General features: G+C 45.0%; 30 protein-coding genes and 2 pseudogenes. 31 read left to right on the top strand and 1 reads right to left on the bottom strand.

The features are described from left to right. Position 1: 1 nt before the first annotated feature. The 3 genes from rpe (at position 2) to spoVM (ending at position 1527) form a co-directional block, all read left to right on the top strand. A complete protein-coding gene (gene rpe, locus HNQ34_RS03920) occupies positions 2–652 on the top strand; it encodes a ribulose-phosphate 3-epimerase (RefSeq protein ID WP_183251740.1) in 651 nt (216 codons plus the stop codon). Positions 653–714: 62 nt separating this feature from the next. Then, positions 715–1371 carry a thiamine diphosphokinase gene (locus HNQ34_RS03915; protein ID WP_183251738.1) on the top strand — a complete coding sequence of 219 codons (657 nt, stop codon included), beginning with the start codon at positions 715–717 and terminating at the stop codon, positions 1369–1371. Positions 1372–1446: 75 nt separating this feature from the next. Then, positions 1447–1527 (top strand): stage V sporulation protein SpoVM, encoded by an 81-nt coding sequence (gene spoVM, locus HNQ34_RS03910; protein WP_062048621.1) that lies wholly within the window; start codon positions 1447–1449, stop codon positions 1525–1527. Between the two features lie 43 nt (positions 1528–1570). Here the strand turns inward: spoVM and rpmB are convergent, their stop codons facing one another. Continuing rightward, a complete protein-coding gene (gene rpmB, locus HNQ34_RS03905) occupies positions 1571–1756 on the bottom strand; it encodes a 50S ribosomal protein L28 (protein WP_181554970.1) in 186 nt (61 codons plus the stop codon). A 247-nt stretch (positions 1757–2003) separates the two neighbouring features. Here rpmB and HNQ34_RS03900 point away from each other — a divergent pair, with 247 nt between their 5' ends. The 28 genes and pseudogenes from HNQ34_RS03900 (at position 2004) to HNQ34_RS03765 (ending at position 25929) form a co-directional block, all read left to right on the top strand. Beyond that, on the top strand, positions 2004–2366 hold the full coding sequence (locus HNQ34_RS03900) for an Asp23/Gls24 family envelope stress response protein (RefSeq protein ID WP_183251736.1): 363 nt from the start codon (positions 2004–2006) through the stop codon (positions 2364–2366). Positions 2367–2388: 22 nt separating this feature from the next. Next, positions 2389–4059, top strand: coding sequence for a DAK2 domain-containing protein (locus HNQ34_RS03895; RefSeq protein WP_183251734.1), 1671 nt, complete (start codon positions 2389–2391; stop codon positions 4057–4059). A 67-nt stretch (positions 4060–4126) separates the two neighbouring features. Next, positions 4127–4288, top strand: a pseudogene (locus tag HNQ34_RS03890) (L-serine ammonia-lyase, iron-sulfur-dependent subunit beta); the annotation flags it as partial. Further along, positions 4289–4537 (top strand): annotated as a pseudogene (locus tag HNQ34_RS03885) (L-serine ammonia-lyase, iron-sulfur-dependent, subunit alpha); the annotation flags it as partial. Further along, positions 4530–6578 (top strand): ATP-dependent DNA helicase RecG, encoded by a 2049-nt coding sequence (gene recG / locus HNQ34_RS03880; protein WP_183251731.1) that lies wholly within the window; start codon positions 4530–4532, stop codon positions 6576–6578. The pseudogene HNQ34_RS03885 and the gene recG, both read left to right, overlap by 8 nt. 94 nt (positions 6579–6672) lie before the next feature. Beyond that, positions 6673–7269, top strand: coding sequence for a transcription factor FapR (fapR, locus tag HNQ34_RS03875; RefSeq protein ID WP_183251729.1), 597 nt, complete (start codon positions 6673–6675; stop codon positions 7267–7269). Then, the gene (gene plsX / locus HNQ34_RS03870) at positions 7253–8242 is read left to right on the top strand and encodes a phosphate acyltransferase PlsX (protein WP_183251727.1); all 990 of its coding nucleotides are present in this window, start codon (positions 7253–7255) and stop codon (positions 8240–8242) included. Before fapR ends, plsX begins: the two co-directional genes overlap by 17 nt. A 13-nt stretch (positions 8243–8255) precedes the next feature. Then, positions 8256–9197: an ACP S-malonyltransferase gene (gene fabD / locus HNQ34_RS03865; protein WP_183251726.1), complete on the top strand. Its 942-nt coding sequence runs from the start codon at positions 8256–8258 to the stop codon at positions 9195–9197. Between the two features lie 2 nt (positions 9198–9199). Next, positions 9200–9940, top strand: coding sequence for a 3-oxoacyl-[acyl-carrier-protein] reductase (gene fabG / locus HNQ34_RS03860; protein WP_183251724.1), 741 nt, complete (start codon positions 9200–9202; stop codon positions 9938–9940). Positions 9941–10000: 60 nt separating this feature from the next. Beyond that, positions 10001–10234, top strand: a complete 234-nt coding sequence (gene acpP, locus HNQ34_RS03855; RefSeq protein WP_027408166.1) for an acyl carrier protein — start codon at positions 10001–10003, stop codon at positions 10232–10234. A 122-nt stretch (positions 10235–10356) separates the two neighbouring features. Further along, positions 10357–11100 (top strand): ribonuclease III, encoded by a 744-nt coding sequence (rnc, locus tag HNQ34_RS03850; protein WP_183251722.1) that lies wholly within the window; start codon positions 10357–10359, stop codon positions 11098–11100. 136 nt (positions 11101–11236) lie between these two features. Then, positions 11237–14785: a chromosome segregation protein SMC gene (gene smc, locus HNQ34_RS03845; protein ID WP_183252213.1), complete on the top strand. Its 3549-nt coding sequence runs from the start codon at positions 11237–11239 to the stop codon at positions 14783–14785. Positions 14786–14822: 37 nt separating this feature from the next. Beyond that, entirely contained in the window at positions 14823–15803 is a 981-nt protein-coding gene (ftsY, locus tag HNQ34_RS03840; RefSeq protein ID WP_183251719.1) for a signal recognition particle-docking protein FtsY, read from the top strand. A 51-nt stretch (positions 15804–15854) separates the two neighbouring features. Continuing rightward, positions 15855–16079, top strand: a complete 225-nt coding sequence (locus HNQ34_RS03835; protein WP_183251717.1) for a hypothetical protein — start codon at positions 15855–15857, stop codon at positions 16077–16079. Positions 16080–16239: 160 nt separating this feature from the next. Beyond that, complete coding sequence (locus HNQ34_RS03830) at positions 16240–16470, top strand: hypothetical protein (protein WP_183251715.1); 231 nt, start codon at positions 16240–16242, stop codon at positions 16468–16470. Between the two features lie 622 nt (positions 16471–17092). Further along, complete coding sequence (locus HNQ34_RS03825; protein ID WP_183251713.1) at positions 17093–17425, top strand: putative DNA-binding protein; 333 nt, start codon at positions 17093–17095, stop codon at positions 17423–17425. 13 nt (positions 17426–17438) lie between these two features. Further along, entirely contained in the window at positions 17439–18779 is a 1341-nt protein-coding gene (gene ffh, locus HNQ34_RS03820; RefSeq protein WP_183251711.1) for a signal recognition particle protein, read from the top strand. A gap of 93 nt (positions 18780–18872) precedes the next feature. Next, positions 18873–19145 (top strand): 30S ribosomal protein S16, encoded by a 273-nt coding sequence (rpsP, locus tag HNQ34_RS03815; protein ID WP_183251709.1) that lies wholly within the window; start codon positions 18873–18875, stop codon positions 19143–19145. 10 nt (positions 19146–19155) lie between these two features. Next, positions 19156–19392 carry a KH domain-containing protein gene (locus tag HNQ34_RS03810; protein ID WP_183251707.1) on the top strand — a complete coding sequence of 79 codons (237 nt, stop codon included), beginning with the start codon at positions 19156–19158 and terminating at the stop codon, positions 19390–19392. Positions 19393–19435: 43 nt separating this feature from the next. Continuing rightward, complete coding sequence (locus HNQ34_RS03805) at positions 19436–19822, top strand: YlqD family protein (protein WP_183251705.1); 387 nt, start codon at positions 19436–19438, stop codon at positions 19820–19822. A 16-nt stretch (positions 19823–19838) separates the two neighbouring features. Further along, complete coding sequence (rimM, locus tag HNQ34_RS03800) at positions 19839–20354, top strand: ribosome maturation factor RimM (RefSeq protein ID WP_183251703.1); 516 nt, start codon at positions 19839–19841, stop codon at positions 20352–20354. Further along, complete coding sequence (gene trmD, locus HNQ34_RS03795; protein WP_183251701.1) at positions 20354–21088, top strand: tRNA (guanosine(37)-N1)-methyltransferase TrmD; 735 nt, start codon at positions 20354–20356, stop codon at positions 21086–21088. Before rimM ends, trmD begins: the two co-directional genes overlap by 1 nt. Positions 21089–21215: 127 nt before the next feature. Further along, complete coding sequence (gene rplS / locus HNQ34_RS03790; protein WP_183251698.1) at positions 21216–21560, top strand: 50S ribosomal protein L19; 345 nt, start codon at positions 21216–21218, stop codon at positions 21558–21560. 126 nt (positions 21561–21686) lie between these two features. Continuing rightward, positions 21687–22238 (top strand): signal peptidase I, encoded by a 552-nt coding sequence (gene lepB / locus HNQ34_RS03785; protein WP_183251696.1) that lies wholly within the window; start codon positions 21687–21689, stop codon positions 22236–22238. 4 nt (positions 22239–22242) lie between these two features. Then, the gene (ylqF, locus tag HNQ34_RS03780; RefSeq protein WP_183251693.1) at positions 22243–23097 is read left to right on the top strand and encodes a ribosome biogenesis GTPase YlqF; all 855 of its coding nucleotides are present in this window, start codon (positions 22243–22245) and stop codon (positions 23095–23097) included. A gap of 72 nt (positions 23098–23169) precedes the next feature. Further along, entirely contained in the window at positions 23170–23943 is a 774-nt protein-coding gene (locus HNQ34_RS03775; RefSeq protein WP_183251691.1) for a ribonuclease HII, read from the top strand. Positions 23944–23983: 40 nt separating this feature from the next. After that, positions 23984–25657: a hypothetical protein gene (locus HNQ34_RS03770; protein WP_183251690.1), complete on the top strand. Its 1674-nt coding sequence runs from the start codon at positions 23984–23986 to the stop codon at positions 25655–25657. After that, on the top strand, positions 25654–25929 hold the full coding sequence (locus HNQ34_RS03765) for an EscU/YscU/HrcU family type III secretion system export apparatus switch protein (protein ID WP_183251688.1): 276 nt from the start codon (positions 25654–25656) through the stop codon (positions 25927–25929). Before HNQ34_RS03770 ends, HNQ34_RS03765 begins: the two co-directional genes overlap by 4 nt. The last annotated feature ends 82 nt before the right edge of the window (positions 25930–26011 follow it).

Below are 26011 nucleotides of genomic sequence, written 5' to 3'. Positions count from 1 at the left end.
TATGGTCAAAGTTGCACCTTCGATTTTATCCGCGAATTTTGCGAAACTTGGCGAAGAAATTCGCGACGTTGAACAAGGGGGAGCAGACTACATTCATATCGATGTCATGGACGGCCATTTCGTGCCGAACATGACGATCGGCCCGCTTGTTATAGAAGCTATTCGACCGATTACGAAATTGCCGCTCGATGTTCATTTAATGATTGAGCATCCAGATCATTATATTTCAGCTTTTGCAAAAGCCGGAGCGGACTATTTGTCTGTTCATGTCGAAGCATGTCCGCATTTACATCGAACCGTTCATTTCATTAAAGAATGCGGCGTGAAAGCGGGGGTTGTTTTAAATCCGCATACACCTATTTCCATGATTGAACATATCATTGACGATGTCGATTTAGTGTTATTAATGACCGTCAATCCGGGTTTTGGGGGTCAAAAGTTTATCCATTCCGTGCTGCCGAAAATTCAGCGCGTCGCACAGCTAGCGAAAGAGCGAAACTTATCGATTGAAATTGAAGTGGACGGAGGCGTTAACGCGGAAACGGCCCGCCTTTGCATTGAGGCCGGCGCGAACGTGCTCGTTGCCGGATCCGCGATTTATGGCGAAATAGATCGGGCGGCGGCGATTCGCGCGATTCGCGGTAAAAAATGAGCGGAAGGTATATGGCCTTCCGTTTTTCTTCGAATACGATAAAAGGGAAGGAGAGAAAAGCGATGATTCTTCATATTGTTGGGGGCGGACCAGACGAGTTCATTCCTTCTCTTCATCATTATCATGGCGACAACGTTCAATGGATTGGTGTTGATCGGGGGGTTATGGCTTTATTGCGAACAGGCATTCGACCGATCAAAGCGTTCGGGGATTTCGATTCGATAAGTGGCCAAGAACTAGAATATGTGCAATCTGTGCTCGATGATTTAGACGTATGGCCATCTGAAAAAGACAAAACCGATATGGAAATTGCATTGGAGTGGGCCGTCGAGCAAGAAGAGGCTGATCTCATTCGCCTTTTTGGTGCAACTGGTGGACGGATCGATCATTTATTTGGAAACGTTCAGCTTTTAGCGAAATATATGAACAAGCGAATCGAAATCATTGATAAGCAAAACGTCGTAACGGTTCATTCACCTAGCACATATAGCGTTTTGAGGGATGAGCATCGTTACATTTCCTTCATTCCGCTTTCCTATGAAGTGAAAGGAATTACTTTAAAAGGATTTAAATATCCGTTAACAAATTGTCATATTCAGCTCGGTTCTACACTATGTATTAGTAATGAACTCATCCAATCTTCCGGTACTTTTTCATTTTCGGAAGGCATATTAATGATGGTAAGAAGCAAAGACAAAGATTTAGGCGGGGACTTCTAGGTACTATTTTTTGTCAGGCGAATATACTTATAAGGAGAGGTAAAGCTCGTCATGATAGCTGGGGGAGGGATTGCAATGAAGTTTTATACAATTAAGTTGCCAAAATTTCTTGGCGGAATTGTACGGGCGGTGTTGAATTCATTTAAAAAAGGATAATCAAGAAAAAAGCACCAATAATTTGGTGCTTTTTTTGGTGATATTACACGCGCTCTACTTTGCCGGATTTAAGCGCACGAGCAGAAACCCATACACGTTTTGGCTTTCCGTCTACTAAAATGCGCACTTTTTGCAGGTTTGCTTTCCATGTACGTTTATTAGCGTTCATTGCGTGTGAACGAGAGTTACCGAAAGATTTCTTCTTTCCAGTTACAAAGCATTTCGCCATTTTTTTCCCTCCTTACTTACAAAACAGATTGGGTCATCGATTGCGCATGCTAAAAACACTTTTATAATTTATCATACAAAATGGCAGATTGCAATAGTACAATCCCAACCTTTCAAGAAAATCTCCTTGACATACCATTTGATTTTAGGATAAATAATACTAGTGGGCGAAGGGATACTTTTAAAAAGGTAGCTGTTATAGTAAAATGGCTGTAGCTATGCGAACATTTCCGAAGGAGGAAACCAATATGTCCATTGAATTGCAAACGAAGTATGGACGAATTGAAATATCAAACGATGTCATTGCCACGATTGCAGGTGGAGCTGCTGTAGATTGTTATGGAATTGTTGGGATGGTGTCAAAAAATCAAATTAAAGATGGAATTTCAGAAATTTTGCGTAGAGAAAACTTTGCAAAAGGCGTGATTGTGCGGGAAGAAAACGGCGAAGTGCAAATCGATATGTACATTATCGTCAGCTACGGAGTGAAAATTTCTGAAGTCGCCCATAACGTACAAACAAAAGTAAAATACACGTTAGATCAGACGTTAGGACTTTCTGTGCAATCGATTAACATCTATGTTCAAGGGGTTCGTGTTACGAACCTATAGTACAGTAAGGAGGAATACATCGGTGACAATTCGGACGTTAGACGGAAGACGTTTTGCAAACATGGTATTAAAAGGGGCGCAGCATTTATCAAACAATGCCAAAGCAGTAGATGCGCTGAACGTCTTTCCGGTCCCAGATGGAGATACAGGAACGAACATGAATTTATCCATGACTTCCGGAGCAAAAGAAGTCAAAAACCATATTTCTGACCATATCGGAAAAGTGGCGAGCGCCCTTGCAAAAGGTTTGCTGATGGGCGCTCGCGGAAACTCGGGTGTCATTTTATCGCAGCTATTCCGCGGATTTGCTAAAGCCGTTGAAGGAAAGCAAACGATTACAAGCGTTGAGTTTGCGGCTGCGTTGGAAGCGGGGGTTGCTACTGCTTATAAAGCGGTAATGAAGCCGGTTGAGGGAACCATTTTAACAGTTGCAAAAGATGCTGCGAAACGTGCTGTTGTTATAGCAAAAAAACAGCCGGATCTTGCGGCTGTGATGGAAGAAGTCGTGAAAGAAGCAAAAGCATCTTTGCAGCGCACGCCGGACCTTCTTCCGGTATTAAAAGAAGTAGGCGTGGTCGATAGCGGTGGACAAGGGTTGGTTTATGTATATGAAGGATTTTTAGCGGAATTAAAAGGCGAAGCGGTTGAAGACTTGAAAAACGCAACCGTTTCCATGCAGGAACTTGTCAATGCAGAACATCATAAAAGCGCCCAAAGCCATATCCATACGGATGAAATCGAGTTTGGCTATTGCACGGAATTTATGGTTCGCTTTGAAGAAGAAAAGCTTCGCGAGCATCCGTTTTCCGAAGAGAAGTTCCGCGAAGATTTAAGTCAATTTGGCGATTCGTTATTAGTGATTGCGGACGAGGAACTTGTGAAAGTGCATATTCATGCGGAACATCCTGGTGAAGTGTTAACATACGGACAACGCTATGGCAGTTTATTCAATATTAAAATTGAAAACATGCGCGAACAGCACGCTAACATCGTGAACGAAACTCCTCAAGCAATGCCTAATGTGCCAAAACAGCAGCAACCGTACGGGATTGTTACAATTGCGATGGGAGACGGAATTGCCAAGTTGTTCGAGAGTATCGGGGCACATGCGGTCATTGAGGGCGGCCAAACGATGAATCCAAGTACGGAAGATATCGTCAAAGCGATTGAAAGCGTTCATGCCGAAACGGTTTTCGTGCTGCCAAATAATAAAAATATTATTATGGCTGCAGAACAAGCGGCTTCGGTAGTAGACAACCGTGTCATTGTCGTTCCATCGAAAACGGTTCCTCAAGGAATGTCTGCGATTTTGGCGTTTAATCCGTCCGTTTCGGTTGAACAAAATGAGAAAGCGATGGTAGCCGCTTTATCGCAAGTGAAAACAGGACAGGTGACATTTGCCGTGCGCGATACGATGATCGATGGAGTAGAGATCGCGAAAGACGACTACATGGGCATTGCCGATGGAAAAATTGTTGTATCAGAAAAAGATAAGCTCAATGTTACGAAAAAGTTGCTCAATGAACTAATTGATGACGAATCTGAAATTGTGACGATTTTATACGGTGCAGAAACAACGGAAGCAGAAGTAAAAACGATTATCAATTATATCGAAGATGCATATCCGGATGTAGAAGTAGAAGCACATAATGGGGCGCAACCGCTATATCCGTTTATCTTTTCTGTTGAATGATATGTTAGAATAGTAGAAGGGGAATTCTCCCTTCTATTTTATTGGGGACTAAAGGAAGAGAGACATCATGAAGTATAAAAGTGCATTCGATATTATCGGACCAATTATGATAGGATTATTGAGCTCTCATACAGCAGGAGCTGCGAGGATTGGCAGAGAGTCGTGCAGCTTATTTGGAAGAAAGCCGAAATGGGCGCACATATCCTTTTACGGTTCTTTTGCGCAAACGGGTTTAGTGGAAGTGCCGTGCGTCAAGCGAAACGTGACGGGTGCGGCCAAATGCGATGGTGACGGCTGATATGGTGCTTGCCGGTATGAAAAGCAGCATTCCATGCGGTGAAGTATCGAAGCGATGTACCGCATCGGCGAAACGATGCCGACAGCTTAAAAAACTGCACAAGGAGGGTTAGCGGCAACGCCGATAAGTCGCGCATTAGCTGCGAAAGTTTCCGGCGTGTCTAACAATAACCGTGGTTAACGTATGGCAACAACCAGTTACACAAATAAAAGGAATCGGAGAAGAAACGAGCGAAGCGTTCCGGGATATGGGCATTGAGACGATCGGGGATTTGCTTACTTATTTCCCGTTTCGCTATGAAGATTATGAGATCCGCGATTTAGCGGACGTGAAGCATGACGAAAAAGTGACGGTGGAAGGGAAAGTTCACAGCGAGCCTTCGCTTACGTATTATGCCCGTAAAAAATCGCGCCTAACGTTTCGCTTGCTTGTCGACCATTATTTAATTACGGTCGTTTGCTTTAATCGGCCGTATTTAAAAAACAAGCTGTCTATCAACGAAACGGTGACGGTAATCGGAAAATGGGATCAGCATCGTCAGACGATTACGGCGATGGAACTGAAGATTGGATCTTTCTCCCAAAGCCACGAATTAGAGCCGGTCTATTCGACAAGAGGCGCATTGACGGTCAAAGGAATGCGGCGGTTTATGAAATTGGCGCTCGAACAATTTAGTGATGCAATCGAGGAGCCGCTTCCTGCTTCGATCATTCAGACATATCGCCTTTGGACGAAAAAGGAAGCGATTCGCGCCATTCATTTTCCGCGCTCTTATGAAGAGTTAAAACAAGCACGGCGACGGCTCGTCTATGAGGAGTTTTTATTGTTTCAATTGAAAATTCATGCGTTACGTAAAATACAACGTGAACATTCACAAGGAATCGCTCACGATTTTTCCGTGGAGAAATTGCAACAGTTCATCCAACAGCTCCCGTTTCCGCTAACAGGGGCACAAAAGCGGGTCGTTCAAGAGATTGTAAAAGACATGCGGTCACCATACCGAATGAACCGGCTTCTGCAAGGGGACGTCGGTTCAGGGAAAACGGTCGTCGCCGCGATCGCTTTATATGCGACCGTCTTGTCCGGCTATCAAGGGGCGCTTATGGTGCCGACGGAGATTTTAGCAGAACAGCATGCCCACTCGCTAAAGCAGCTATTAGCGAGGGCAAACGTATCGGTCGAACTTTTGACAAGCTCGGTCAAAGGCAAGCGGCGAAAAGAGATGCTAGAAAAACTCGCTGTAGGACAGATTGATATCGTCATCGGTACACACGCTCTTATTCAAGAGGAAGTGAATTTTCGCCAGCTCGGCTTAGTCATTACCGATGAACAGCATCGTTTTGGTGTCGAACAACGGCGCATTTTGCGTGAAAAAGGAGAATCGCCGGATGTTTTATTTATGACGGCAACTCCGATTCCGCGAACGCTGGCGATTACGTCATTTGGTGAAATGGACGTTTCGATCATTGATGAAATGCCGGCAGGCCGGAAAAAAATCGAAACATATTGGGTCAAGCACTATATGCTTGAGCGAGTCCTCGATTTTATTGAAAAAGAGGTGCAAAAAGGGAGACAAGCATATGTCATTTGCCCGCTCATTGAGGAATCAGAAAAATTAGATGTACAAAATGCCATCGATGTTCATAGTATGCTTGTGCATCATTATCGGGGTAAATATCGAATCGGGCTCATGCATGGCCGGCTTTCTTCAGAGGAAAAAGATGCGGTGATGAAAGCATTCAGTCAAAATGAAGTGCAAATTTTAGTGTCGACAACGGTCGTCGAAGTAGGCGTCAACGTGCCGAATGCGACGGTGATGGTCATTTACGATGCGGAGCGGTTCGGCTTAGCGCAGCTCCATCAGCTAAGGGGGCGTGTCGGCCGCGGCAGCGAGCAATCGTATTGCATTCTTGTAGCGGACCCGAAATCGGAAACGGGAAAAGAGCGCATGCGTATTATGACAGAAACGAATGACGGCTTTTTATTATCGGAAAAAGATTTACAGCTGCGTGGTCCGGGAGATTTCTTCGGCACGAAACAAAGCGGCATGCCAGACTTTAAATTAGGAGATGTTGTGCACGACTACCGCATTCTTGAAGTGGCGCGAAACGATGCGGCCAAATTGATTAATTCACGCGCGTTTTGGCACGATGATGCATATCAATGGCTGCGCCTTTATTTGCACGAATCAGGTGTGTTAAGCGGAGAAAAATTGGATTAATCAATACGGATTGCAAACTTAGTCTTGCAATCTGTTTTTTGTGATTATATACTACTATTAGTACCTAGTCATAGAAGCGGACGGTGTATACAACATGCGAAGAACGAAGCGAGAACGGCAAAGAATGCTGAAAGCAACGATTGAAGAAAATCCGTTTATTACAGATGAAGAATTGGCCGAAAAATTTTCTGTCAGCATTCAAACGATTCGTCTCGATCGGTTAGAATTATCAATTCCAGAATTGCGCGAACGCATTAAGCACGTAGCGGAAAAATCGTTTGTCGATAAAGTCAAATCGCTACCAATTGAAGAAGTGATCGGTGAAATTATCGATATTGAACCGGATCAAAGCGCGATTTCGATTTTTGATGTGAAAAAAGAGCATGTGTTTAAACGAAACCAAATCGCGCGCGGACACCATTTATTTGCGCAAGCGAATTCGCTCGCCGTTGCCGTCATCAATGATGAACTGGCGCTGACAGCAAAAGCGAACATTCGTTTTACACGACAAGTAAAAGAAAATGAACGTGTCGTGGCCAAAGCGAAGGTAAAAGGTGTCAATGAAAATGGAAGAACGATTGTTGAAGTGAACAGCTACGTGGGGCAAGAGCTCGTGTTTTCCGGAGAATTTGAAATGTATCGATCAAACATCGCAAAAAAGGATGGAGTAGAAAATGAGAATAGCAATTGATGCCATGGGCGGGGATTACGCTCCGAAAGAAATTGTCTTCGGAGCACAGAAAGCGGTTCAACATTTTCAAGATGTCGAAATTACGCTTTTTGGTGATGAGCAACAAATTCGTTCGCATCTTTCCGTTGACGAACGGATCCAAATCGTACATGCAGACGAAACGATCGAAGCAACGGACGAACCGGTGCGCGCAGTCAGAAGAAAAAAGCAGTCCTCGATGGTATTGATGGCGGAAGAAGTCAGACAAGGCCGTGCGGATGCATGCATCTCCGCAGGAAATACGGGCGCCTTAATGGCAGCAGGGCTGTTTATTGTCGGACGGATTGAAGGGATTGAACGTCCGGCTTTGGCACCGACGTTGCCAACAATCGGCGGGGAAGGGTTTGTCTTTTTAGATGTCGGCGCGAACGTCGATGCCCGTCCGGAGCATTTAGTGCAGTATGCATTAATGGGAGCAGTATATGCGAAAAAAGCGCGAGGAATTGCTCATCCGCGCGTCGGATTATTAAACGTTGGAACGGAAGATCAAAAAGGAAACGATTTGGCGAAGCGCGCATTTCAACTCATTCAAGAGGCGAATGTAAATTTTATCGGTAACGTCGAGGCGCGCGATTTGCTGCAGGGGGTCGCCGATGTAGTCGTAACCGACGGTTTTACGGGGAATGTTGCGTTGAAGACGATCGAAGGAACCGCCATTTCGATGTTTTCGATGTTAAAAGAGACGTTGACAAGCAGCTTTTCTAGCAAGCTAGCGGCTGCCGTACTTAAACCAAAGTTGCTCGAAATTAAAAAGAAAATGGACTACTCGGAATACGGGGGCGCGGCTTTGTTCGGATTAAATGCTCCGGTGATTAAAGCGCACGGTTCTTCCGATGCGACCGCCATTTTCCACGCGGTGCGCCAAGCGAGGGAAATGGTAACGAACGATATGGTCGGAACGATTAAGCAAGAGCTTGAACACATTTATTCATAAGGAAGGGAATCGTATGGGGAAAATGGCATTTATTTTTCCAGGTCAAGGTTCGCAAACAGTTGGCATGGGAAAAGAACTGGCAGAAAAAGATGAAAAAGCAGCGGCGATTTTTCAAGCGTCCGACGAGCGGCTCGGCTTTTCGCTTTCTTCGATTATTTTCGAAGGACCGCAACAGACGCTTACACTTACATATAATGCGCAGCCGGCTTTGTTAACGACGAGCGTTGCATTGCTTGAAAAAGTAAAGGAAGCTGGAATCCGTCCGGATTATGTTGCCGGCCACAGCTTAGGCGAATATACAGCGCTTGTAGCCGCGGGTGCGATTTCGTTTGCGGATGCTGTCTATGCGGTTCGCAAACGCGGGGAGTTTATGGAAGAAGCGGTGCCTGCCGGCGAAGGAACGATGGCGGCAGTGCTTGGCATGGCAGCGGAGGAACTTAAAGCGATTGCGGAACAAGTTTCCAACGAAGGTGCTCCTGTTCAGCTTGCCAATTTGAACTGCCCCGGTCAAATCGTCATTTCCGGTTCAAAAGAAGGGGTAGAACGTGCATCGCAGCTTGCAAAAGAAAAAGGAGCGAAGCGCGTCATTCCGCTTGACGTCAGCGGCCCGTTCCATTCCTCGCTCATGAAACCTGCCGCCGCGAAATTGGCGGATGTGTTAAGCACGATAGCGATTGCAAATGCTGAAATTCCGGTGATCGCCAATGTGACGGCGGAACCGATGACGGAAAAAGAAACGATTCAGCAGTTGTTAATTGAGCAGCTTTACTCACCTGTCCGTTGGGAGCAGTCGGTCGAAAAAATGATCGAATTAGGCGTAAATACGTTTGTTGAAATCGGACCTGGAAAAGTGTTATCCGGTCTTGTAAAAAAAATTAACCGCAATGTGCACGTATATGCGGTCAACGACCTTGCTTCCCTCGAAGCAACCATTGCGGCATTGAAAGGGGAATGAACATGTTACAAGGAAAAGTAGCGCTCGTTACAGGAGCGTCGCGCGGAATCGGGCGCGCCATCGCTTTAGAGCTCGCTCGTCAAGGAGCGAAAGTAGCCGTCAACTATGCCGGAAGTGAATTAAAGGCGAAGGAAGTCGTTGAAGAAATTCAACATATGGGCGGCGAAGCGTTTGCCATTCAAGCGGACGTATCGAATGTTGAAGCGGTTGAGCGGATGGTAAAAGAAGTCATAGATCGCTTTGAGCGCATCGATATTTTAGTCAACAATGCCGGCATTACGCGCGATAATTTACTTATGCGTATGAAAGAGGAAGAGTGGGATGAAGTGATCAATATTAACTTAAAAGGTGTGTTCCATTGCACGAAGGCGGTCACTCGCCCGATGATGAAACAGCGGTACGGGCGCATCGTCAATATCACTTCGATTGTTGGCGTGAGCGGAAACCCCGGACAAGCCAACTATGTAGCCGCTAAAGCAGGAGTCATCGGCTTTACGAAAACAGCCGCACGAGAGCTTGCGAGCCGCAATATTACGGTGAATGCGATTGCGCCGGGATTTATTACGACCGATATGACCGATCGTCTCAGCGAAGACATTCGGACGGAAATGTTGAAGCAAATTCCGCTCGCCCGCTTTGGAGAGCCGGAAGATATCGCAAAAGTTGTCGTATTTTTAGTATCGGACGCAGCCAACTACATTACCGGTCAAACGATTCATGTCAATGGCGGAATGGTCATGTAAATTCAAGCTAGTATTTTGGCAAGAAATTGACTATAATCATGAGAGGAGGTGAATGCAATAATGGCAGACGTATTAGAGCGTGTAACGAAAATCATCGTGGATCGTCTAGGTGTAGAGGAATCACAAGTGACGCTAGAAGCTTCTTTCAAAGATGATTTAGGCGCTGATTCATTAGACGTAGTAGAACTTGTAATGGAATTAGAAGATGAGTTTGACATGGAAATTTCCGATGAGGAAGCAGAGAAAATTGTCACAGTCGGAGATGCTGTGAACTACATAAAAAGCCGCATGTAATGATATAATTGAGAAAAGTCCCGTTGTTTTAAACGGGGCTTTCTATGCTTTTTTTATTGATCCAATTGGGCGATCGGTCTTACCGAGTATATTGATGGAATGAAGTCCGGAGGTCCTTATTTATGTCGAAACAGAAAGACAAAGAACAGCGTATGAACGAAAAAAGGAGATTAATGTTTAAGCAGTTGCAACAAAAAATCGGCATATTTTTCACGAATGAGAAGCTTTTGATTCAGGCCTTTACCCATTCATCGTATGTGAATGAGCATCGCAAGCGACCGCATGAAGATAACGAACGGCTCGAATTTTTGGGAGATGCTGTGTTAGAGCTTACCATTTCGCAATATTTATTTCAACATTTCCCTCATATGAGTGAAGGGGAATTAACAAAATTGCGTGCTGCCATTGTATGTGAGCCGTCTCTTGTGAAGTTTGCTAATGATCTTGTATTTGGCCAGCTCGTTTTGCTTGGAAAAGGTGAAGAAATGACGGGCGGACGGATGCGGCCATCGCTTCTAGCAGACGTGTTTGAAGCGTTTATTGGCGCTCTTTATTTAGATCAAGGAATGGATGCGGTCATTCGATTTTTGGAACAAACGATCTTTCCAAAAATCAATGAAGGTGCTTTTTCTCATGTGATGGATTATAAAAGCCAATTGCAGGAACTAGTTCAGCGCGACGGCAACGGCGTTATCGAGTATACAATTTTACAGGAAAAAGGACCTGCGCACAATAAAGAGTTTGTTTCCCGCGTTTCGTTAAACGGAAAAGAGTTTGGCGTTGGCGTCGGGAAATCCAAAAAAGAAGCGGAGCAAAAAGCGGCACAGATGGCACTGCAAAAGTTAAAAAAGTTGGCGAACGAATAAGAAAAACGCATTTTTCGCAAAAAAGGGGCTGGCTCAGCGAAACATAGTCAGCCCTTTTTTCCTCTCTATGTTTGAATTAGTAGTTATGGTACAATATTGAGGATTTTATATGAAAGATAGCGAGGCGGGGGTACGAATGTTCCTCAAACGATTAGATATTATCGGATTTAAATCGTTTGCTGATCGTGTATCGATCGAGTTTGTTCCGGGTGTGACTGCTGTTGTTGGCCCGAATGGTAGCGGAAAAAGCAATATTACCGATGCCATCCGTTGGGTGTTAGGCGAGCAGTCGGCGAAATCACTTCGCGGGGCGAAAATGGAAGACATTATTTTCGCGGGGAGCGATTCACGCAAACCGTTAAACATTGCCGAGGTGACGTTAACGCTTGATAACGAAGATCAATTTTTGCCGCTTGATTATCAAGAAATTAGCGTGACAAGACGTGTTTATCGTTCGGGAGAAAGCGAGTTTTTGATTAACCAGCAACCTTGTCGTTTGAAAGATATCGTTGATTTGTTTATGGACTCCGGCTTAGGAAAAGAAGCGTTTTCAATTATCGGCCAAGGCCGCATCGAAGAAATTTTAAGCAGCAAACCGGAAGAACGGCGCACTATTTTCGAAGAAGCAGCCGGAGTGCTCAAATATAAAATCCGCAAGAAAAAAGCGGAGCATAAACTCATTGAAACACAAGAAAACTTGCAGCGCGTCAACGATATTTTACATGAGTTAGAGAGTCAGCTTGAGCCGTTGAAAATGCAAGCTTCGATTGCCAAAGACTATCTTGAAAAGCGCGACGAACTAGAAAAGTTTGAAGTGGCGCTGATCGCTCATGAAATTGAAACGCTTCACCAGCAATGGACCGCAATGCGCGAACAAGTGACGGCCCATCAGCAAGAAGAAATGTCGTTATCGGCAACGATGCAAAAAGAAGAAGCGTCCGTCGAACAGCTTCGCGATCAAATGACCGCACTTGATGAGTCGATTGACGGCTTGCAACAAGTATTGCTCGTTGTAAGCGAAGAGCTCGAAAAACTGGAAGGGCGAAAAGAAGTATTAAGAGAACGAAAGAAAAATGCTGCTCAATATAAAAAGCAGTTAGAGGAAGCGATCACTGCTTTTTCTGAGAAAAAGGAACGATTAGCAGAAATGTTTGAGAAAGAGCAGGAGCAGCTTGTTCAAGTGCGTCAACAAATTGCGGCCATTCAAGCGGAATTGAAAGAAAAACAGCAAGCTCTTTCACTACACGATGTGAGTGTCGAAGAACAAATGGAGAAATTAAAAAGCGATTACATCGAGCTTGTTCACGAGCAAGCGTCGTTAAAGAACGAGCGTTCGCATTTGCAGACGCAGCTGGAAAAGTTAACAACGAAACAGGCGGCGCTTGCAAAAGAGAACGAAAAATATTTGCTTGAGCGCAATCGTGTGCAAGAGCAACATGCGCGTTTGAAAGCACAATATGAAAAAACGGAGCGGATGATCGCTGAGCGCGAACAAGCGCTGCAAGAAAAGCTCGAGCAGCTGTCGCATATCAAGCAGGAAATTGAGAAAAAAGAAGCGATGCTCTATCAAGCATACCAATATTTGCAGCAAACGAAATCGCGAAAAGAAATGTTAGAAGAAATGCAGCATGATTATGCGGGCTTTTTTCAAGGAGTGAAAGAAATTTTAAAAGCGCGCCATCAGCTTTCCGGCATTCACGGGGCAGTCGTCGAGCTCATTCACGTCCCAAACGAATACGAAACGGCGCTCGAAATTGCGCTTGGCGGAGCGATGCAACATATTGTGGTTGCAAACGAGGAAGCTGCTCGGGCAGCGATCCACTATTTGAAAACAAATGCGTATGGACGGGCGACGTTTTTGCCGCTGAATGTGATTCAAGCAAAGCACATTCCGGCTGAACAGCTTGCGCTTGTGCAACATCATCCGGCGTTTATCGGCATCGCAAGCCAACTTATTTCATATGATCCGATGTATCGTACGGTCATGGCCCATTTGCTTGGCAATGTAATTGTGACAATGGATTTAAAAGGAGCGAACGAACTGGCTCGTCTGCTTCATTACCGCTATCGCCTTGTGACGCTTGATGGGGACGTCGTCAGCCCAGGTGGTGCGATGACAGGCGGCGGAGTGGCGAAAAAGACGAACTCGTTGTTGAGCCGAAACCGCGAACTTGAAACTATTACCGGCAAACTTCGCGAAATGGAAGAAAAAACGGCACAATTGGAGCGGTACGTGCAAGCGAAAAAGAAAGAAGCAGGCGAGCGGGAAGCAGAGATTGCCGAGCTTCGTAAACAAGCAGAACAATGGCGCTTTGCTTTGCAAGAAGTGAAAAGCGAATGGCGCGAGGTCGAATGGCAAGAAAAAAATATGAATGACCGCCTTACTTTATACGATCATGAAAAAATGCACGATGAGCAAGAAATGAAACAAATCAAAGGAAAAATTGCGACCGTTGAGCAAAAGCTGCGTGACATACAACAAGCGCTTGCTGAAATCGATGAACAAATGGAGCGGTTAGCCGTTCAAAAACAAGACGAGCAAAATTCAAAAGAAGCGTTGCAAATAGCGATGACGGAACAAAAAATCGCCCTCGCCGAAAAACAGCAGCTATTAAAGCATCTGCAAGAAAAAATTGAACGGATGAAACTTGAACAAACAGAAACGGAAACGCAGCTGAAAACGGCAAAAGACGATTTGTCGGCGCTGATTGCCGAAATGGAGTCGAACGATTCCGGCGAAGAGCAACTCGAGCGGTTGCGGCAACAAAAACTACAAGATAAAAACGAAACGGTCGAACTCATTGCCAGCCGCCGCGAACAGCGCCTACACTATCAACAAACGCTTGAAAACCTTGAACGCGAATTAAAAGAGAAAAAACGCAAGTATAAACAGCTAACTGATATTATCAAAGACGAAGAAGTGAAATTGAATCGCCTCGATGTTGAGCTCGAAAACTTGTTAGCGCGCTTGCGTGAAGAGTATATGTTAACGTTTGAAGCGGCAAAAGAAAAATATCCGCTCGAAATTGAGGCAAATGAGGCGCGCAAAAAAGTGAAGCTCATCAAGCGGGCGATCGAAGAACTCGGAACGGTGAATTTAGGAGCGATTGACGAATATGAACGCGTATCGGAGCGGTATGAGTTTTTAACAGCGCAAAAAAGCGATTTGCAGCAAGCAAAAGAAACGTTATATCAAGTCATTGACGAGATGGATCAAGAAATGAAAAAACGGTTTCTGTCGACGTTTCAACAAATTCGTTCACATTTTAGCGATGTATTTCAGCAACTGTTTGGCGGAGGCCGCGCCGATTTGCAGCTCACCGATCCGATCGATTTGTTGAATACGGGCATTGACATTGTCGCGCAGCCGCCGGGGAAAAAGCTGCAAAACTTAAGCTTGCTGTCTGGCGGTGAACGGGCGCTGACGGCGATTGCGTTATTGTTTTCCATTTTAAAAGTGCGGCCGGTGCCGTTTTGTATTTTGGACGAAGTGGAAGCGGCGCTTGATGAAGCGAACGTGCATCGCTACGCTCAATATTTAAAGCAGTTTAGCAGCCAAACGCAATTTATCGTCATCACGCATCGGAAAGGAACGATGGAAGAAGCAGACGTGCTGTACGGTGTGACGATGCAAGAGTCAGGGGTGTCGAAGTTAGTATCGGTTCGTTTGGAAGGTTCGAAATAGCTTGTAAAGTCGTAATGTGGAAAGGATGGCATGAACGATGAATTTTTTTAAAAAGTTCAAAGAGAAAATTACACAACAAACGGATGCGGTCACGGAAAAATTTAAACAAGGTCTTGCGAAAACGCGCGATTCGTTTGCAGGGCGGGTAAACGACTTAATCGCCCGTTACCGGAAAGTCGATGAAGAGTTTTTTGAAGAGCTCGAAGAAATTTTAATCGCCGCCGATGTCGGTGTGACAACGGTGATGGATTTAATTGACGAATTAAAGATGGAAGTAAAGCGCCGCAACATTCAAGAGACGAAAGAAATGCAGGCGGTCATTTCGGAGAAGCTTGTCGACATTTATAAAGGCGGCGATGACGCGCCGGCTACGTTAAATATGCAAGAAAACGGCTTGACGGTCATTTTATTTGTCGGCGTCAACGGGGTCGGGAAAACGACAACGATCGGAAAATTAGCACACAAGTTCAAATCGGAAGGGAAAACAGTCATGCTCGCAGCGGGCGATACGTTCCGCGCCGGAGCAATTGAGCAGCTTGAGGTATGGGGCGAGCGCGTCGGGGTGGAAGTGATTAAGCAGTCGGCCGGTTCCGATCCAGCTGCTGTCATGTATGACGCGATCCAAGCAGCGAAAGCGCGCAACGTCGATGTCTTGCTATGCGATACAGCTGGCCGTTTACAAAATAAAGTAAACTTAATGAAAGAGTTAGAGAAAGTTAAGCGTGTCATTGAGCGCGAAATTCCGGGAGCGCCGCACGAAGTGTTGCTCGTACTCGATGCAACGACGGGTCAAAATGCGATGAGCCAAGCGAAAATGTTTAAAGAAGCGACGAACGTGACTGGCATCGTGCTCACGAAACTTGACGGCACTGCCAAAGGCGGCATCGTCTTAGCGATCCGTAATGAACTGAACATTCCGGTCAAATTCGTCGGCCTCGGCGAAAAAATGGACGACTTGCAAGCCTTCGATCCAGAACAATACGTATACGGACTGTTTGCGGATTTATTGGAAGAATAAAGAAACGTTCATTAAAAGACAAAACAACGGGCAAATGGAGATCAAAATGCGATGAGGCCATTTTTGCTTGTTTTAGCGGTTCTATTGGGAGTGTGGTCTGGTATTTCGGGGTGCCAAGCAAAATTGGACACGATTAAAGGTGAAGTCACTAGGGCGACCGAGAAGGAAATATGGGTCGATTGGTCTCAGTTATCTAAATTAGAAAAACAAAAAATAGACGTCGGTTATTTTTACAAACTACAATCGGAGAAAACCTATGCAGGGTGTAGCCTGTAGACATGGGATGAACCGATTGCTTTGACGTAGTCAAAGATGGTATACTATTTTTATAGAGAAGAAAAGTCCAACGTCTTGAATCGGGCGTACAGGGCGCTAAGCACCACAGAGGTGTTTGCCCATGAAAGTCTTGCGGAACAAGGGTGAGTTCTGCACGCAGGTGTACGAGAAGCCCTTTTGTACGCAAGAACCCTGCGACTTTAGTCGTCGGGAGATTCAGAAAATATCGATTGATTCCCATACGGTTATTCGCAGTTCCACTGGCAAACAGCTGAAACCGGAGGAGATTGCGGCGGGCGTTTCGGTGACGGTGAAAACGAGAAAGCCATTGTCGGCGTACAAAAGCGGTGCAGTAGTGGAGGCGGATGAGATTGTAGTGGAACGACAATGAGCGGGAAACATATCTGGACGGCTGGAGCTTTGTTGTTGAGCCTGTCGAATGAATTTCTTAGCGCAATATAAGAAAAATGGCTCAAAAAAATAATGTGGCAGCATCCTAATATAAATACAACTAGGAAGTTTAACTTAATTTTTTCGACTGTCGAGGCAAGCCCATGGCTTGCCTTCGTCACGCCAAAGCGTGACAGGGAACCGAACAACACCGCTCCCAGACAAATTTATTTGTCTGGGAAGCGGCTGGTTGTTCGGTCGCCCGACAGTCGAAAAATAACGACGTAAACAGTAAAAATGTTAAAGCTTCAAAGTGCACCTATATAGAGGGGTGCTGTTTTTCTATTTGGTGAAGATGACGAAGCTTCTGCAAGACGACCGTTACCAATACACATGGGACGGAGAAGGACGGCTGCTTTTAAACGACCACACCATTTTTGTCATTTTTTCCTCGATTCATCGAGAAGGAAATTACGTGCATTCGCCTTTCCGGCCATGCTTGATACGATCAGGATGATGAAGAAAATAAGAAGGATTAAGTCCCAACCCTTGACACTTTGCGGAAAAGACGGTACACTAAATGTTTGTAAAGGTATTTTACTTAACAAGCGGGAGGGAGTTCGATGCTTGAGAAAACAACGCGAATGAACTATTTGTACGATTTTTATCAGTCGTTGTTAACCCCGAAGCAACGAAGCTATATGTCCCTTTATTATTTAGACGATTACTCCCTCGGCGAAATTGCAGAAGAATACGAAGTAAGCCGGCAAGCCGTTTACGATAATATTAAACGAACAGAAGCGATGCTCGAGGAATATGAAGAAAAGTTGTCATTGTTCCAAAAGTTTCAAGAACGGCAAAAGCTGATTAAGCGGCTGAAGGAATTCGCTTTGCAAAAATATGCCGATGACCGGGAATTATGGCAAACGATTGAAGCGTTGGAGAAACTAGAGTAGGAGGCGGTAATAGATGGCATTTGAAGGGTTAGCCGACCGTCTGCAAAGCGTGATGAACAAAATTCGCGGCAAAGGAAAAGTAACGGAAGCCGATGTAAAAGAAATGATGCGCGAAGTCCGGCTTGCGCTTTTAGAAGCGGACGTAAACTTTAAAGTCGTTAAAGACTTTATCAAACGCGTGAGCGAGCGCGCTGTTGGCCAAGAAGTGCTAAAAAGCTTAACGCCAGGCCAACAAGTCATTAAAGTCGTTAAAGAAGAACTAACGGCGCTCATGGGCGGAGAACAAAGCAAAATCGCCGTTGCCACTCGTCCGCCAACCGTCATTATGATGGTCGGTTTGCAAGGAGCCGGAAAAACGACGACGACCGGGAAATTAGCGAACTTATTGCGCAAAAAATATAACCGGAAACCGCTGTTAGTCGCTGCCGACATTTACCGTCCGGCCGCCATCAAACAGCTTGAAACGCTCGGCAAACAGCTGAACATTCCAGTATTTTCCCTCGGCGATCAAGTCAGCCCAGTCGAAATCGCGAAACAAGCGATTGCGAAAGCGAAAGAAGACCATCACGACTACGTCATCATCGACACAGCCGGGCGGCTTCATATTGATGAAGCGTTAATGGATGAATTGAAACAAATTAAACAACTCACCAAACCAGACGAAATTTTCCTCGTCGTCGATGCGATGACCGGACAAGACGCTGTCAACGTGGCGCAAAGCTTTAACGAACAGCTCGGTTTAACCGGCGTCATTTTAACGAAACTTGACGGGGATACGCGCGGCGGGGCAGCGCTATCGATTAAAGCGGTCACGAACACGCCAATTAAATTCGTTGGGATGGGCGAAAAAATGGATGCCCTTGAGCCGTTTCATCCAGAGCGAATGGCTTCGCGCATTTTAGGGATGGGTGATGTACTTACCCTCATCGAAAAGGCACAAGCGGCGGTCGATGAAGAAAAAGCGAAAGAGCTTGAACAAAAAATGCGCACGATGTCGTTTACGTTCGATGACTTCCTCGAACAGCTCGGACAAGTGCGGAAAATGGGACCGTTGGATGAAATTTTAAAAATGCTTCCGGGCGCCAATAAAATTAAAGGCTTAAACAACATCCAAATCGATGAGAAACAAATTGCCCACGTCGAAGCAATCATTCGCTCGATGACAAAAGAGGAAAAGGCGAATCCAGAAATTATTAACGCCAGCCGCAAAAAGCGAATCGCCAAAGGAAGCGGCACATCTGTCCAAGAAGTCAACCGCCTGTTAAAACAATTTGAAGAAATGAAAAAAATGATGAAAATGATGACGACGATGACAAAAGGAAAGAAAAAAGGGTTTAAATTCCCGTTTATGTAGGGGATAATGTGTTAAGAAAAAACACTTTACAAACTACACGATTATTGCTAATATACTATCTTGTGTGAACTATTTACGGAGGTGCTAGAAAAAATGGCAGTAAAAATTCGTTTAAAACGCATGGGTGCGAAAAAATCGCCTTTCTATCGTATTGTTGTAGCGGACTCTCGTTCTCCACGCGATGGCCGCTTTATCGAAACAATCGGTACGTACAACCCGGTTACGGAGCCAGCAGAAGTGAAAATCAACGAAGAATTAGCATTAAAATGGCTGCAAAACGGGGCAAAACCGTCGGATACGGTTCGCAACTTGCTTTCAAAACAAGGAATTTTAGAAAAATTCCACAACTTAAAATACGGCAAATAATGTGATGTAAATGAAGCCGCTAATTGAAACGATTGTACGGGCGCTTGTCGATTATCCGGACGAGGTTGTTGTTACGGAAACTGCGGACGAACAGACGATTACCTATACGTTATCCGTTCATGAAGAAGACATCGGAAAGGTAATCGGAAAGCAAGGGCGCACGATTCACGCGATTCGAACGGTTGTGTACGCAGCGGCATCCGATCAGCCGAAGCGCGTCATCGTGCAAATTAACGACAAAGGGTGAGGAGAATCCTCCCCTTTTTTATTACCGTTTTAGAGGTGTCGCTATGAAAATGATCCAAACCGTTGAAGTGAAGCAAATTTTAACCGAAAAAAGCCGGGCGGAACTGCACGAAAAATTTTCCGCACGCAAACGAAAATTACAACAAGAATGCGACCAACTTCGTTTTGAGCAAAAACGCCTCGAAAAAAACGCCAAATACTCTCCAACCGTATTAAAACAATATTTTACGAAAGAAATCGACGATCGGCTCGAAAAAATCAAACTATTGGATTTTCAGCTCGAACAATTACACATCCTACCGTTAGGCAGCGAATTAAAAGAGCGAGAAGTGCAGGCGTTAATTGAGGTGAATGTCGGCGACCGTTGGGACGACATCACCAAGATGCGTGCAATTGTGATTGAAGATGGCATTGTGAAAGAAATTCGCTGAAAAAGAGGTGAGAACGATGAAATGGTTTCATGTCGGAACGATTGTCAACACGCACGGCATTCGCGGCGAAGTGCGCGTCATTTCAAAAACGGATTTTGCCGACGAACGGTATAAAATTGGTAACAAGCTTTACATTTTTATGGACAACGCGCCACAGCCAATCGAAGTAAAAGTGAAAAGCCATCGCGTTCATAAATCGTTTGATTTATTGGCATTTGAAGGATACGACAACATCAATCTCGTTGAAAAATTTAAAGGAGCGGTTTTGAAAGTGCCGGAAAGCCAGCTTGGCGAACTGGGAGAAGGAGAATATTACTTTCACGAAATTATCGGCTGTACGGTCGTAACCGAAGACGGCGAAACGGTTGGAACCGTCAAAGAAATATTGACACCGGGGGCGAACGATGTGTGGGTAGTGCAGCGGAAAGGCGGAAAAGATGCACTCATTCCATACATTGCCGATGTTGTGATCGATGTCAATGTCAACGACAAACTCATTACGATTCGCCCGATGGAAGGACTGCTCGACTAATGAAAATCGACATTCTCACATTGTTTCCAAATATGTTTACCGGCGTGTTCAGCGAATCGATTTTAAAAAAAGCACAAGAAAAAAAAGCTGTTTCGATCAATGTCATTAATTTTCGCGAATTTGCTGACAACAAACACCAAACGGTAGACGACTATCCGTACGGCGGCGGTGCAGGCATGGTATTAAAACCGCAGCCCATTTTTGACGCGGTTGCACACTTGGCCAAACATGCAAACAATGCGCGCATCATTTTGCTTTGTCCGCAAGGGGAGCGATACACGCAAAAAAAAGCGGAAGAGCTTGCAAAAGAATCGCATTTAATTCTCATTTGCGGACATTATGAGGGATATGATGAACGCATTCGCGAACATTTAGTCACCGATGAAATTTCGATTGGCGATTATGTGTTAACAGGGGGAGAATTAGGGGCGATGGTTATTGTCGATAGCGTCGTCCGCTTATTGCCGGGGGTTCTTGGAAATGAAACTTCTTCAGTGCACGATTCGTTTAGCTCTGGGTTGTTAGAGCATCCGCAGTACACACGTCCTGCGGATTTCCGCGGGCTCAAAGTACCGGATGTTCTTTTGTCCGGCAATCATCGCTTAATTGAAGAATGGCGCCAAAAAGAGTCATTGCGCCGAACGTTTTTGCGCCGCCCGGATCTTCTAGAGCAATACGAATTAACGGAACAGCAAAAAAAATGGCTGGAAGAATTTCAAAAAAACGAACGGTAACTATTGCATCCAATACCCCTTTATGCTAGTATAATCTTTGTGACTTAGGCTTAAGTCGTTAAAACGATGTTCCGCTGCAATGATGAAAAGCATTGGTATGAGCATCTGTTGGAAGGAGTTGAATACGATGCATCATTTAATTCAAGAAATCACAAAAGAACAATTGCGAACAGACTTGCCTGAATTCCGTCCTGGCGATACAGTGCGCGTTCACGTAAAAGTCGTTGAAGGAAACCGCGAACGGATTCAGGTGTTTGAAGGCGTTGTGATTAAGCGTCGTGGAGCGGGTGTAAGCGAAACATTTACAGTTCGTAAAGTTTCTTACGGCGTAGGTGTAGAACGTACATTCCCGGTGCACACGCCAAAAATCGCGAAACTAGAAGTTGTTCGCCGCGGTAAAGTGCGTCGCGCGAAACTTTACTACTTGCGTCAACTTCGCGGTAAAGCTGCACGCATTAAAGAAATTCGCTAATTCATCAACACCATTCGTCTCACAAAACTGCGAATGGAAATGGAAAACATGGAATGGTAAAGTGAAACAAGGAGCTTGGTGTTCAAGCTCCTTTTTTCTAATCAAATACTGCTAGGTGGGAGAAGGATGACAAAGAAAAAAAGCGAAACATGGGAATGGCTGAAAGCGATCGTGATTGCAGTGCTCTTGGCGGGCGGCATCCGCTATTTTGTTTTTGCGCCGATTATTGTTGATGGGCTGTCGATGATGCCGACTCTTCATGACCGTGATCGGATGATTGTCAACAAGCTTTCTTATAAAATCGGTGAACCGCATCGCTTTGATATTATTGTGTTTCATGCGGAAGAAGGGAAAGATTATATTAAGCGGGTCATCGGTTTGCCAGGCGACCATATCGAATATAAAAACGACACATTATACGTCAACGGAAAGCCTTATAAAGAGCCATATTTAGACAAATATAAAAAACAGCTCGTGGACGGACCGTTAACAGAACCGTTTACATTAGAGGAAATAACAGGTGAAAAAACCGTACCTAAAGGTTATCTGTTTGTCATGGGAGATAACCGCCGCTTCAGCAAAGATAGCCGTCATATCGGATTTATTCCGATGGAGAAAGTCGTTGGGAAAGCGAACATCGTATATTGGCCGCTTTCCGATGCTCGCATTATTAAATAAGTAGGTGGAAACAATGACAATCCAATGGTTTCCAGGTCATATGGCGAAAGCAAAACGTGAACTGCAAGAAAAATTAAAACTCATCGATGTCGTATTTGAATTGTTAGACGCACGTATTCCAATGTCTTCGAGAAATCCGATGATCGATGAAATTTTAGCAAACAAGCCGCGTATCGTTTTATTAAATAAAGCGGATATGGCTGATGAAGAAATTACTAAACAATGGATTTCTTTTTTTGCGCAACAACAATTACAGGCATTAGCGATCGATTCACAGGCAGGAGCAGGCGTCAAACAAATCGTAGTTGCAGCTAAAGAAATGTTGAAAGACAAGTTTGCGAAAATGGCGGCAAAGGGAATTAAAAATCCGCGGCCGCTGCGCGCGTTAATTGTTGGGATTCCGAACGTCGGCAAATCAACGTTAATCAACCGTCTCGCCGGCAAACATATCGCAAAAACTGGCGATAAACCGGGTGTGACAAAGGCGCAACAATGGATTAAAGTCGGCAAAGAAATGGAACTGTTAGACACACCGGGGATTTTATGGCCAAAATTTGAAGATGAAGAAGTTGGGTTGAAACTTGCAACAACGGGAGCGATTAAAGATACCATTTTAAACTTGCAAGACGTGGCGGTATATGCGCTCCGGTTTTTAACGCAACAATATCCGGATCGCTTAAAAGAACGATATTCGTTACATGTTATTCCTGATGACATCGCCGAGCTGTTTGATGCGATCGGCAAACGTCGTGGCTGTCTTGCGGGCGGCGGGACGGTCGATTATGATAAAGTAGCAGAACTTGTCCTTCGCGATATCCGCACGGAAAAACTAGGCCGCCTCAGCTTTGAGAAACCGTAAAGCCCGAAAATAAAATGGGCTTTATTTTTTTATGAATGTGCCGATATAAAAAATAGAAAGGAACGATCATCAATGAAACGTACGGTGAAAGAAATTGAACAACTATTACTAACGTTAGACGAGCAGCATCCGCTTTTTCAAGAAATCGCTTGCGATGAGCGAAAAAGTGTACAAACATTGCTCGCGCGCTGGTATAAACAAAAAGAACGGGCGCAAAAAGAGCGACAACAATGGAAACAAATGTCGCGCTATGAGCAGTCACTTTATGCAAAAGGCGTTTCCTGCATTGCTGGCATTGACGAAGCGGGGCGGGGACCGCTTGCTGGTCCAGTTGTGGCTGCTGCTGTTATTTTGCCAAAAGATGCTTATGTTCCAGGTTTAAATGATTCAAAAAAGCTATCAGAAGCAAAACGCGAGGCGTTGTTTGAACAAATTCAAGCGGTGGCGATTTCGATCGGAATCGGCATTGTTTCCGCCAAAGAAATCGATGAACTCAACATTTACCAAGCAACAAAAAAGGCGATGGTGCAAGCGGTCGAACAGCTTTTTCCAAAACCGTCTTATTTGCTCATTGACGCGATGGAACTGCCGATCGACATTCCGCAGCAAAGCTTAATTAAAGGCGATGCCAACAGCATTTCCATTGCCGCGAGTTCAATCGTGGCGAAAGTGACACGCGACCGCATGATGAAACAACTCGGGGCAAAGTATCCGCAATACGGATTTGAAAAACATATGGGTTACGGAACAGAATATCATTTACAGGCCATTCGCACATACGGAATCACCGAACAACATCGCCGTTCGTTTGCGCCTGTGAGAGAGGCACTGCAAGGCATCTTATAATGCCCGTTGACGTTATATTGACGAAAAAAGGGGGAAGAAAATGACATCGATTCGACATGTAGAGGGATGGATGGAACGCCACTTGTCAGCACCGACAAAACCCGTTTCGCTCCGCAATGGCCAAATCGTATATGGAAAAATCGAAAAAGTCGAGACAAACGGGATGGCGTTTGTGAAAATCGGCAATGAAATGATCCAAGCCGAGCTGCAAACGCCACTTCGCGCAGGAAATTATTATTGGTTTCAAGTGGCGAAGGCGGATGATAACATTCGTTTGCAAATCATTGAATCGCCCCAGGCAGATAACACCGAGGCTACCGTTGAACAAACTGCTGCACTGTTAGCGAAGAAATGGGGACTTTCGCGCGAGGTACAGCCGCTTCTTCGTTTTTTGTTACAAAAACAGCTTCCGATTGTCAAAGAGGAAGTCATTCAAGCGGCGAAATGGCTTTTGGCAACACCGGAAAAAGACATCAATTTGCGCGCGCTGCAAATGATGTACACAAACCGATTGCCGTTTACTGAGCCCGTTTTTTTGGCACTGAAAGCTGTGCAGTTGCCTACGCCATTCACTAAGCAGTTGGCCGATTTACAAATGTCCTTATCGTCGCTTCCGGCGGCGCAAACATCGGAAGCAACGCAAATGTTGACCGCTCATTTGCAGCGGATGACAAACGGAATGGTCGATGCACATAAAGCGTTGCTCGTGCTACTGTACGACTGGGTGCAACACGGTGACGAAAACGCCTATCGTCTTTTGCAAAAACTAGGAATATGGCCGGACGAATCTGGTCAACAGCCGTGGGATTGGCTTGCAAAACAAATAATGACTCACCGTGAACTGGCGGCTTCCCTTTTTTCTAGCGAATCTTTAACTGAATCAAACGTAAAACAGCAATTAGGCGACTGGATTGTCCGTATGCAACATGAAATTGGGAATAACCGCGAACAGGCGCTAGAGCAAATTCGCACGTTGCTAACTATGTTAAGCGACGGCAAACCGCCCAATGAGCTCTCTTTCCTTTATGAAGCATATCAAAAAGGGCAGCTTCCCGACGGTGTTCAATCGCTTTTGCTCTCGGATGAAAACATCATTCCCGAAGCGTTAACGCAACATATAAAAGCGCTTGTGCAGGCGCTCGGCCTCGAACATGAAGCGGCGGTTGAGAAGAATTTGAAATCGGACGTTCCTTTTGTTGCCGTTGGTTTAAAATCGCTTCTGTTACGCGCACAGCAAGAAATAAAAGATGAAGCATTAAAAAAACAGATCGAAACGCTTATTCATCGCCTTACCGGTTATCAACTCCTCTCACAAGAACAAGGCCCGATCCAGCCGCTGTTTATGCAATTGCCGCTTTATCTTGGAAATGAGCAAACGGATGTCACGATCCACTGGCAAGGAAGAAAGAAAGAAGACGGGGAGATCGATCCGCATTACTGTCGGATTTTATTTTATTTACAGCTCAAAACTTTAAAAGAAATGGTAGTCGATGTGCGCATTCAAAACAGCATCGTCCACGTTTCATTATTTAATGACACGCCGCAACTCGAGACGATTGTATCGCTCATGCAGCCCATGTTAAAAGAACGGCTTGCTGCATGCGGCTATACGTTGTCGACTGTCAAGGTGGCGACACCGCCAGAACAACAGCAAAGCGATGTATTATTTTTACGAGTTTTGAATAACTATTCGGAGGTAGACTATCGAATATGAAAGAAAAAAGGAAATACGCCGTTGCCTTGGCGTACAACCCGCACGAGCACGCAGCCCCTGTTGTCGTCGCCAAAGGAAAAGGAAAAGTAGCTGAAAACTTAATTGCGATTGCCAAAGAGTACGATATCCCAATTCAAGAAGATCCGTCGCTTGTGGAATTGTTAAGTGAGTTAGAGATTAACGAAGCCATTCCCGAACAATTATATAAAGTTGTTGCAGAGCTGTTCGCTTTTATTTATCGAATGGAACGAAAACTAGCCAATGTGGATTAGGTGTCTGTTTTCGACAAAAAGAAGCGAAACAGCTTTCCTTTTTGCGAGAATTTTTTTGATTTTATGTTGAAATGGTAGACAA

This window comes from Anoxybacteroides tepidamans (assembly GCF_014201465.1).
Lineage (GTDB): Bacteria > Bacillota > Bacilli > Bacillales > Anoxybacillaceae > Anoxybacteroides > Anoxybacteroides tepidamans.
The sequence above is the reverse complement of the archived record's forward strand: the minus strand, read 5'-3'. Positions and strand labels throughout refer to the sequence as shown.

Excerpts from the sequence above, each read along its gene's own strand:
- rpe (WP_183251740.1), top strand. The coding sequence starts at position 2 with ATGGTCAAAGTTGCACCTTCGATTTTATCCGCGAATTTTGCGAAACTT.
- HNQ34_RS03915 (WP_183251738.1), top strand. The coding sequence starts at position 715 with ATGATTCTTCATATTGTTGGGGGCGGACCAGACGAGTTCATTCCTTCT.
- spoVM (WP_062048621.1), top strand. The coding sequence starts at position 1,447 with ATGAAGTTTTATACAATTAAGTTGCCAAAATTTCTTGGCGGAATTGTA.
- rpmB (WP_181554970.1), bottom strand. The coding sequence starts at position 1,756 with ATGGCGAAATGCTTTGTAACTGGAAAGAAGAAATCTTTCGGTAACTCT.
- HNQ34_RS03900 (WP_183251736.1), top strand. The coding sequence starts at position 2,004 with ATGTCCATTGAATTGCAAACGAAGTATGGACGAATTGAAATATCAAAC.
- fapR (WP_183251729.1), top strand. The coding sequence starts at position 6,673 with ATGCGAAGAACGAAGCGAGAACGGCAAAGAATGCTGAAAGCAACGATT.
- plsX (WP_183251727.1), top strand. The coding sequence starts at position 7,253 with ATGAGAATAGCAATTGATGCCATGGGCGGGGATTACGCTCCGAAAGAA.
- fabD (WP_183251726.1), top strand. The coding sequence starts at position 8,256 with ATGGGGAAAATGGCATTTATTTTTCCAGGTCAAGGTTCGCAAACAGTT.
- fabG (WP_183251724.1), top strand. The coding sequence starts at position 9,200 with ATGTTACAAGGAAAAGTAGCGCTCGTTACAGGAGCGTCGCGCGGAATC.
- acpP (WP_027408166.1), top strand. The coding sequence starts at position 10,001 with ATGGCAGACGTATTAGAGCGTGTAACGAAAATCATCGTGGATCGTCTA.
- rnc (WP_183251722.1), top strand. The coding sequence starts at position 10,357 with ATGTCGAAACAGAAAGACAAAGAACAGCGTATGAACGAAAAAAGGAGA.
- smc (WP_183252213.1), top strand. The coding sequence starts at position 11,237 with ATGTTCCTCAAACGATTAGATATTATCGGATTTAAATCGTTTGCTGAT.
- ftsY (WP_183251719.1), top strand. The coding sequence starts at position 14,823 with ATGAATTTTTTTAAAAAGTTCAAAGAGAAAATTACACAACAAACGGAT.
- HNQ34_RS03835 (WP_183251717.1), top strand. The coding sequence starts at position 15,855 with ATGAGGCCATTTTTGCTTGTTTTAGCGGTTCTATTGGGAGTGTGGTCT.
- HNQ34_RS03825 (WP_183251713.1), top strand. The coding sequence starts at position 17,093 with ATGCTTGAGAAAACAACGCGAATGAACTATTTGTACGATTTTTATCAG.
- ffh (WP_183251711.1), top strand. The coding sequence starts at position 17,439 with ATGGCATTTGAAGGGTTAGCCGACCGTCTGCAAAGCGTGATGAACAAA.
- rpsP (WP_183251709.1), top strand. The coding sequence starts at position 18,873 with ATGGCAGTAAAAATTCGTTTAAAACGCATGGGTGCGAAAAAATCGCCT.
- HNQ34_RS03810 (WP_183251707.1), top strand. The coding sequence starts at position 19,156 with ATGAAGCCGCTAATTGAAACGATTGTACGGGCGCTTGTCGATTATCCG.
- HNQ34_RS03805 (WP_183251705.1), top strand. The coding sequence starts at position 19,436 with ATGAAAATGATCCAAACCGTTGAAGTGAAGCAAATTTTAACCGAAAAA.
- rimM (WP_183251703.1), top strand. The coding sequence starts at position 19,839 with ATGAAATGGTTTCATGTCGGAACGATTGTCAACACGCACGGCATTCGC.
- trmD (WP_183251701.1), top strand. The coding sequence starts at position 20,354 with ATGAAAATCGACATTCTCACATTGTTTCCAAATATGTTTACCGGCGTG.
- rplS (WP_183251698.1), top strand. The coding sequence starts at position 21,216 with ATGCATCATTTAATTCAAGAAATCACAAAAGAACAATTGCGAACAGAC.
- lepB (WP_183251696.1), top strand. The coding sequence starts at position 21,687 with ATGACAAAGAAAAAAAGCGAAACATGGGAATGGCTGAAAGCGATCGTG.
- HNQ34_RS03775 (WP_183251691.1), top strand. The coding sequence starts at position 23,170 with ATGAAACGTACGGTGAAAGAAATTGAACAACTATTACTAACGTTAGAC.
- HNQ34_RS03770 (WP_183251690.1), top strand. The coding sequence starts at position 23,984 with ATGACATCGATTCGACATGTAGAGGGATGGATGGAACGCCACTTGTCA.
- HNQ34_RS03765 (WP_183251688.1), top strand. The coding sequence starts at position 25,654 with ATGAAAGAAAAAAGGAAATACGCCGTTGCCTTGGCGTACAACCCGCAC.